This is a genomic window from Thioalkalivibrio sp., assembly GCF_041690275.1.
Lineage (GTDB): Bacteria > Pseudomonadota > Gammaproteobacteria > Ectothiorhodospirales > Ectothiorhodospiraceae > Thioalkalivibrio.
The window spans coordinates 61,630-63,491 of the sequence record NZ_JAWLHP010000009.1 but is presented as its reverse complement, the minus strand read 5'-3'; the positions used below and the strand labels follow the sequence as shown (position 1 = coordinate 63,491).

Below are 1,862 nucleotides of genomic sequence, written 5' to 3'. Positions count from 1 at the left end.
GGCAGGATTTTGCACCCGGGCGAAGTGATGCGGATTTCCTGGTCGAGTTCGGGCCGGAGACAGAGCTTTCACCGCTGAAGCGGTTTTCGGGTTTGAGCAGGATCTGGAGCGGCTGCTTCAGCGGCGGGTCGACCTGATCGAACGCGGCGCGCTGGGTAGAAGCCGCAATTACCTTCGCCGACGATCGATCCTGCGCGAACGGGAATCGGTTTATGGCTGAACTTTCGGACCGAGACCTGTCGCTCCTGCTCGACATGTTGCGCGCCTCGCGCGATGCGCTGCACACCGGTTCGGTTCCCAAATCCAGCAACAAACGGGGTGGGGTACGTGGTGGGGTATCGTCATTCGGGCCTTCGTTAAGTTGTTGAGATAATTAGCCGAAAAGGGCCGATGTGGAGGTGACCCCAGCATCCATGAAGCAGGTCCGACTTCGGCCGGACCCATCGGGGATAAGGGCGCGCTGGAGACGCTGACCGTCACTCGCGGGTTGGCGGCCCACCCAACCCGGACAGCTTTGCGTGAACGTAACCAGGCGGCAGCAGTCCTAGAGGGTTCGAAGTCCTGCTGATTTCGATGGAACACCACCACAAGGAGATCGACATGAAAAATACCCGCTATCTGCCCTTGATTGCCGCCCTGGCCATTCCCTTCGCCGGTATCGCCACGGCCCAGGAATCCGCACAAGAGCGGGGTGCTGCCACGGGATCGTCGATGACGCCCGAGCAGCAGGAAATGATGGAGCAACGAATGGAAGACATGCAGGAACACATGCTCCAGATGCACGAACTGATGCATCGCATCCAGGATGCGGAGGGTGCGGAGCGCGAAGAGTTGCTGGCGGAGCAGCGTGACCAGATGCGCGAACACATGCAGACCATGCGCGAAAATATGGGCAAGGGCATGGGCCCAGGCATGGGCCAGGGCATGGGCTCGGGCATGGGCCAGGGCATGGGACGCCAGAATCAGGGGCAGTAACGCCTTTTCGCGCCAGGGCATTGAGCCGGGGCCCCTGGCCGCGGCTCTTGAGTCCAAGGATCGGGGCCGGCTCAGGCAACAGCGGACCGGTGCGAGTCGTTACCCGAATCGAATACCCTGTGCGCATCCGGAAGATCCTCGCCCACCGGTGGGCGATCCGGCTGCGTGCTCCGATTCCGTAGCGCGAGCCCGTTGACCCAGGAGGAGATGATTGATGTCGAGACAACGCAGGCTGTTTCTGGCCGCCGGCCTGGCTCTGCTGGCCTACGGTGGCGTGGTGCACGCGGCCGAGCCGGAGATCACGGTTTACAAGACCCCGACCTGTGGGTGCTGCACGAAATGGGTGGACCACTTGCAGGAGAACGGGCTCGAGGTGAAGAGTGTGGACGTGCGCAGTCTCAACCGCATCAAGGCGCTGGCGGGGGTGAGTCCCGAACTCGCCTCCTGCCACACGGCCATGGTGGACGGCTACGTGATCGAAGGGCACGTCCCTGCCGAGGACATCAAGCGACTGCTGGCGGAGCGGCCAGAGGTCCGGGGGTTGACGGTGCCGGGCATGCCCCACGGTTCGCCGGGGATGGAGACCGGACGGCAGGACGCCTACCAGGTACTGACCTTCGATGCTGACGGCAACACGGGGGTGTTCGCTCGGTATTGACGGGGCTTTCCACGGGAACGGAACGGCGCCCGCGAATCCGGGACAGAGTTGCGGGCGCCGGACGGCTGCGGTCGGGCACAACACAGGGGGGGTGGGGCGCCAGTGTGCCTTCAGTGCTTCCGTTGATCTCGGGAAACTGCTTACAGCCCCTGTTTTCCCAGCGTCCGAGCCCGGCCCAGCCACCGTTCGCGCTGGGCGGCGCTGACGCCCTCCACCAAACCGAACAACG

General features: G+C 63.6%; 2 protein-coding genes. Both read left to right on the top strand.

The annotated features are described in order from the left end of the window. Positions 1-600: 600 nt before the first annotated feature. Positions 601-975, top strand: coding sequence for a hypothetical protein (locus tag ACESMN_RS02965; protein ID WP_373052094.1), 375 nt, complete (start codon positions 601-603; stop codon positions 973-975). A 214-nt stretch (positions 976-1,189) separates the two neighbouring features. After that, complete coding sequence (locus tag ACESMN_RS02960; RefSeq protein ID WP_373052093.1) at positions 1,190-1,633, top strand: DUF411 domain-containing protein; 444 nt, start codon at positions 1,190-1,192, stop codon at positions 1,631-1,633. The last annotated feature ends 229 nt before the right edge of the window (positions 1,634-1,862 follow it).